The 6,080-nt window shown below is 58.4% G+C and carries 3 protein-coding genes and 2 pseudogenes; 4 read left to right on the top strand and 1 reads right to left on the bottom strand.

All coding sequences use genetic code 11. The features are described from left to right. Positions 1-123: pseudogene (locus GSQ83_RS31560) on the bottom strand (IS630 family transposase); the annotation flags it as partial. Between the two features lie 8 nt (positions 124-131). On the opposite strand from GSQ83_RS31560, the pseudogene GSQ83_RS27760 reads away from it, so the two are divergent. The 4 genes and pseudogenes from GSQ83_RS27760 to choX all read left to right on the top strand — a co-directional run. Beyond that, a pseudogene (locus GSQ83_RS27760) lies at positions 132-480 on the top strand (transposase); the annotation flags it as partial. A gap of 109 nt (positions 481-589) precedes the next feature. Beyond that, positions 590-1,690, top strand: a complete 1,101-nt coding sequence (locus GSQ83_RS27755) for a DUF4239 domain-containing protein (protein WP_158806130.1) — start codon at positions 590-592, stop codon at positions 1,688-1,690. A 1,261-nt stretch (positions 1,691-2,951) separates the two neighbouring features. Beyond that, positions 2,952-4,481, top strand: a complete 1,530-nt coding sequence (betC, locus tag GSQ83_RS27750; RefSeq protein WP_158806128.1) for a choline-sulfatase — start codon at positions 2,952-2,954, stop codon at positions 4,479-4,481. 62 nt (positions 4,482-4,543) lie between these two features. After that, positions 4,544-5,521 carry a choline ABC transporter substrate-binding protein gene (gene choX, locus GSQ83_RS27745; RefSeq protein ID WP_371418090.1) on the top strand — a complete coding sequence of 326 codons (978 nt, stop codon included), beginning with the start codon at positions 4,544-4,546 and terminating at the stop codon, positions 5,519-5,521. Positions 5,522-6,080 lie beyond the last annotated feature (559 nt).

Here is a 6,080-nt window from a genome sequence, read left to right as displayed (position 1 = left end):
CGGGCAGATAGCGCCGAAAATGTAGGTCCAGGCCGTGCGCTGGTCATGCGGGGCAGAGGGTCGAGTGCCTCGTCTTGCCCATCGCCGAGTGATCTTATGGGATGGCCCGCCCCTGACTTCCTCGGCAGGATATGCTCGCCGGGGCACCCGGGGGAAAGGAGCACATCAATGCAAAGGCGGTTCTGGGGATCGATTTGGGGAAGAACAGCTGCGGCCTCGTGGGGCTGGATGAGACTGGTGCAGTAATCAAGCGGCGGCGGCTCCGGCCGGAAAGCATTCCTGCCTTCACCAAGTCGGTGCCGGCCTGCGTTGTAGCAATGGAGGCTTGCTGCGGCGCGCATCATCTCGGCCGGCTCTTGGCAGCCCAGGGTCACACCGTGCGCTTGATGTCACCCGAATACGTGCGCCCCTACGTCAAGGCGCAGAAGAACGACGACCGGGATGCGGAGGCGATCGCCGAGGCGGCGAGCCGGCCGACGAGTCACAGCTTTTGTGAGTTGAGCATCTCCCTCTGTGATTCTTCGCCCTCTCACGCAATGCACAACTCGCTTTAAATACTATGCGGGCGTGGGTGCCAGACTCTAGCCGCTTGGCGGTCTGGGCGATCGCCCTGATCGGCAGAGCGAGACCGATCATCGACGAGCACAGCCGTAGAGTTGGCCGGAGGGTCTCGAAACGACGCCGGCCAGAGTGGCTCCAGCATAGAGAGGAAGCCGCAAATGACGACGCTAAACCTGTATTCACGCGGCTCAGTATTTCTTTCGGACGCCGCGGCACAATTGCTCGATCGGGCCAGCCGCTCTGCCGCCTGAAGAACCATCTCTTGCAATGGATTGGAGTTTCTTTTAAAGAAAGCCCTTTTCGCATTTCTATATCCGTGACGATCATGAAGAGGGAAGGACACGTGATTCTCTGGTTAACCAGTCTTCCACTTTGGCAATGTGCCGTCCTTGTAATAGGCTTAACAACCGTCGGCACGATGTTACTCACTGTCTTGATTCGGCGGATCGTAGGGTTTGAACGGCTTGTTAGCAACAACGAGGTCGCTGGCTTCAAGTTTGCTGTTCTTGGCGTTGTTTACGCGGTATTGCTGGGATTTGCGGTGATCACTGTCTGGGAGAAGTTTAAACAAGCGCAAGAAGCAGTGACATCAGAAGCATCTGCCTCGGCAACCATCTATCGTCTCACGGGCGGGACTGAGGGGGCCAGCCAAGCCGCCGTTCGGGCAGCTGTTCGGCAATACTTAAAGAAGGTCGTGACATATGAGGCAAATACTATGGAGATCGGTGATGCCGATGTGTCTACTACCTTGGCTCTGAACAGCCTGTATAACGCCGTCCTGGCATTGAGGCCCCAGGGGCCGGAAGATTCAGATTTGTTTGTGGCGACACTGGGTGAGCTACACACGCTCGCGGAAGCGCGACGCGAAAGACTGGAGCTGAGCCGCGGAGCTGTTCCCCCTGTCATGTGGGCTGTTTTGTTTGGCGGCGCCGTTCTAACGATCGCATTCGCTTTTTTCTTTGGTACGAAGCATGTCAGATCACAGGTTATCATGGCGGGAATGCTCGCTGCCGTTATCTTCATGTCGGTCTTCGTGATTATCAATATCAACTATCCGTTCACTGGCGAGTTGAGAGTTTCATTAGAACCATTGAAATACACTCTCGACAATCTGGACACTCAGGACTGAGCCCCCTTGCCAGAAGTCATTCGCGGGCAGCGGCGATCGACGTGGAGTGATCCTGTTTGACAGCACGGGCGTGAGGTGGCTGGGGACCGCGCAGCAATTGTAGAAGAGTCGCGGATCATCCGCGGATCAGGATGGTGAGGGGCTGTTGTTAGCCAGCCTCACCTCGCCGCCGGCAGAATTCGCTTCGTAGGCAATCCGGCGGCGAGGATCGCAAAGGATTATCTGCGAGTCCTGCGCTTCCTCCGCTTCCAAGGTCGCTAACGAACGAACCCCGCCGGATGCGATCGGCGGTCTCGACACTGATGCGCCAGCCAACGCCGTGCTCCGTCTCGCGGCACTGCTGGGCACAAGCACGGCGGCAACCGCTGTGGCGGCGCGGTTGTAGCTCCCGTGGCCGAGCGGGGCAGCCTGCTCGCCTTGCTCACTGGGCGAGAGGGGGATAGCCTTGCGTAGAGATACGGGGTGGCCATCTCGTGACAAGAAGCCTGCTTTTACGCCGGATCGCCACAGCTGGCCTATCTCAAACAGATGGGGTGGTTGGGGGCGGCATAGCCGATGTAGTGACGAGCTGGCCCGCACAGCGTCCGCAATTGTTTGAAAGTCGCTGTCGAGGGACAGCGGCAGGCTCCGGTGTAGTGGGCAGCCAGACGAATATAAGGGAGTGCGCGTCATCATACCAGCAACTCGCGAACGAAAAGCGGCCAACTGCGCATCCTACTCCACGCCGATCCGTCGATACTCTACCAGAGAGCCACCAGATCGTATTTTTCTATATGACGGGTACGTTGTTGATGATCCTGGGCGGGAGTGGGCTAGAGAACTCTGACACTACACGAGAGCTCCTGGCAACGATCGTCCCCGCACTGTGTTAACCAACTTGAAGCGCAACGAAGTCATACCTCGCTACGCCCATTGATGCCGGCGCGAATCGGCTTCCCGCGCGTCCCGGCAGTCTTAGCAAACGGTTCATAATAGTCGTGATGGCGTCCTTGTCCAAGTGGAGAGGCTCGGCCCCGCGGCAGTCCAAAACGGGTCCCGAATTCCGGCCTCTTATCACCATCCTGCAAGATCGGCCGAGCTCCGGCCTTGCTGCGAGACGGCTGATTTAGCGTCCGGGCATGTGCCAAAAGGGCCATTGCAGGGTTCCCTACGTCTCAGTAGCTTGCCCATTGAGACACCTGATGCGCCATCTGTGGATTGATGTTCCATGAGTCGGTCCACAACGAGGTCGCGCTATCACCACGAGGATGCGAAACCTAGCATGAAGTCCGCCCGTCCCAACATCGTCATCCTGATGGTCGATCAGCTAGGCGCGAGAGCCCTTCCAAGTTACGGCCATCCTCTCGTTAAAGCACCGAATATCGAATCAATTGCCAAGCACGGCGCCGTCTTTGAGAATTTCTATTCGAGCTTCCCGCTCTGCGCGCCGGCTCGCCTTGCCTTCATGACAGGCAAGCTCTGTTCCAAAATCGGCGCCTGGGACAATGCCGCGCAACTGCCGGCCGACGTGCCAACCTTCGCTCATTATTTGCGTCTTTTGGGATATCGCACGTGCCTTTCGGGAAAGATGCATTTTATCGGTCCGGATCAGCTACATGGTTTCGAGGAGCGAGTGACCACCGACATCTGCCCATCCGACTTTAACTGGACGGCCGATTGGGATGATCCCTGGCGCACTATGGATTGGTTCCACAATATGAAGAATGTGAAGAATGCCGGCATTGCCGAGCGGTCTCTACAGCAGGATTACGACGAAGAGGTTTCGTTCCGCGCCACTCGTAAGATCTTCGATTGGGCAAGGGACCCCGATGGCAGACCATTTCTTCTTGTCTCGTCCTTTACCCATCCACATGATCCTTACGTGACGCCAAAACGGTTCTGGGACCTCTACCAGACCGATTCGATCGACATGCCACGCGTGCCCTATATCCCGTTGGGGCAACGTGATCCGCATAGTCGTCGCCTGTGGGAGCAGTATGATCGTGGCGATCTTGCCTTAAGGGATGATGAGGTTCGTGCCGCGCGCCATGCTTATTACGGCAGCATCTCCTACGTTGACGAGCGTATTGGCGAAGTCCTCGAAGCGCTCACACGCACCAATCTCCTCGAAAATACGCTGGTCATGCTTTGCGCAGACCATGGCGACATGATCGGCGAGCGCGGTCTGTGGTACAAGATGAGCTTCTACGATTGGTCCAGCCGTGTGCCGTTGATCATGGCGGGACCCGGCGTTCCAACAGGCCGTCGGGTTCGATCCAATTGCGGATTAGTCGACATTTTGCCGACTTTGGTTGACATCGCAGCCGGCGGCGACTGGGATGGCTATCCTGAGCCGCCAGACGGACGGAGCCTGTTGCCCCTGCTCATAGCGGAAGATGAGACGCGCGTCGCCGTGAGCGAACTTTTCTCGGAAGGCGTGGCCGCGCCTTATGTCATGCTACGACGGGGCCGATACAAATTCACCTTCGTCGCATACGATCCCCCGCAGCTCTTCGACCTCGCCGCAGATCCGGATGAGTTGCATGACCTCGCGGCCCATCCTGCCCACGCCTCGCTCGTCGCGGACTTCCACAGCGAGGTGCTGAGGCGCTGGGATTTGCCTGCGCTCAAGGAGGAAATCCTGCGTAGTCAACGACGGCGTCGGCTCGTCTACCAGGCCTTGAGGATGGGACAGATCACACCTTGGGACTTCCAACCGCAAGAGGATGCGTCCAAGCGCTACTATCGCGGCACGAACTCATATCATGACGCCGAAGAGCGGGGCCTCCTCGACGCCCCACCTCCTCAATAACATATGCCGATGGGATCGTCGCCACGATAGCCTGCTGCACAACCCGAAGGGAAGAGTTTACGATGGGACATTTTCGTCTCGCTTACACAGCCTTCCGCGCCACGCTGCACTTGAGCACAGTGGCCGGTATGGCGATTTTCGCTACGTCAGCACGTGCTGGCGAGGCGCCGGCTTGCGCGACGGTCCGTATGGGAACTCCGGGCTGGAGCGACATCCAGGCGACCAACGGTGTCGTCAACCTGCTACTGAGCGGTCTGGGCTACAAGCAGCAACTCTCAACTCTATCGGTTCCAATTACCTATCAGGCGCTGGGCAACGGCCAGACTGATGTGTTTCTCGGCGACTGGGCGCCCGCGCACGATCACTTCATCGAACCGCTTCTGGCCGCCAAGAAGATCGAAGTGCTTCATCGGAACCTCGACGGTGCGAAATACACACTTGCGGTACCTGACTATGTGGCCGCAGGCGGAGTCAAGACCTTCGCTGATCTCGGTGCGCATGGCTCCGAGTTCCGCCACAATGTTTACGGCATTGATGCCGGTTCGCCTGGCAACCAGAGTATTCAGAAGGCCATCGACAACCCAACATTGAACTTGCAGGGCTGGACGGTCGTGCCGTCTTCTGAACAGGGAATGCTGTCGGAGGTCTCTCGCGACGTCGCTCATAAGCGCTGGGTTGTCTTTCTCGGTTGGGCGCCCCATCCGATGAACACTCAGTTTAACCTCACGTACCTCGCCGGTGGTGACGCGTATTTCGGCCCCGACTTCGGCGCCGCCACCGTCTCGACAGTGGCCAGGTCCGGCTTTGCGAAAGCGTGCCCTAACCTCGCCAGGCTGTTCACCCAAGTCACCTTCAGCGTGCCCGCCGAAAACGTGATGATGAATGCAATTGACAATGACAAGAAGACCGGGACCGAGGCCGCGGCTGCCTATCTCAAAACACATCCCGAGCTCCTGGCGACCTGGATCGATGGGGTTACAACGTTCGACGGCAAGCCTGGCCTGCCAGCGGTCAGAACTTCGCTGGGGATTGGAGGCTAAGTGGAGCTGGATCCCGTCGGCCTTCGTCAACCCAAGGACGGCGTCGACGCGGCGGGCGGTCCATCGCTGGCGTCGCTACCAAAATCATTGGTAATGCCACGATCGTCGATCACTGCAGCGATTTCGGCGCGCGCACCCTCATATCGCGTCACATCGTTGCCAGTTCTGCTGCGCTCGGTGCATGGAATTTTGGCGACCGGTCAACCGCCGTCCCGTCAGCGCCGCCGCCTGTAGGTAGCTGGAAGCCGCGGAGATCATTTCACAATAGACGTCGCCCCGCTTCGGGTCGGCCGTTGCCGATAGATACCGGCCGTTAGTCACAAGACCCAGCCAGCGGGTTCAGCTCGGTCTCGATCGATCCGTTTCGGCCGTAGAGCTCGTCGCGCACTCTCCCATCACTTGCCGAGCAGTGTTCGGCAGCGCCTATTGCTTGTACCCGAGCGCAGGTTCGCTTTGGGTCAGCCTAATACCGAGTCTCGTTAAGGGTGACTCGTGGGGGGATTCCCGAATCGGCTTGGATCTGATTCAAGATGGCGAACCTTGGAGTTTGCCATGCCGA

It is taken from the genome of Acidisoma sp. L85 (assembly GCF_009765865.1).
Lineage (GTDB): Bacteria > Pseudomonadota > Alphaproteobacteria > Acetobacterales > Acetobacteraceae > Acidisoma.
The sequence above is the reverse complement of the archived record's forward strand: the minus strand, read 5'-3'. Positions and strand labels throughout refer to the sequence as shown.

Bases quoted from the DNA above. Each gene is read 5' to 3' on its own strand.
- betC (WP_158806128.1), top strand. From the start codon at position 2,952: ATGAAGTCCGCCCGTCCCAACATCGTCATCCTGATGGTCGATCAGCTA.
- choX (WP_371418090.1), top strand. From the start codon at position 4,544: ATGGGACATTTTCGTCTCGCTTACACAGCCTTCCGCGCCACGCTGCAC.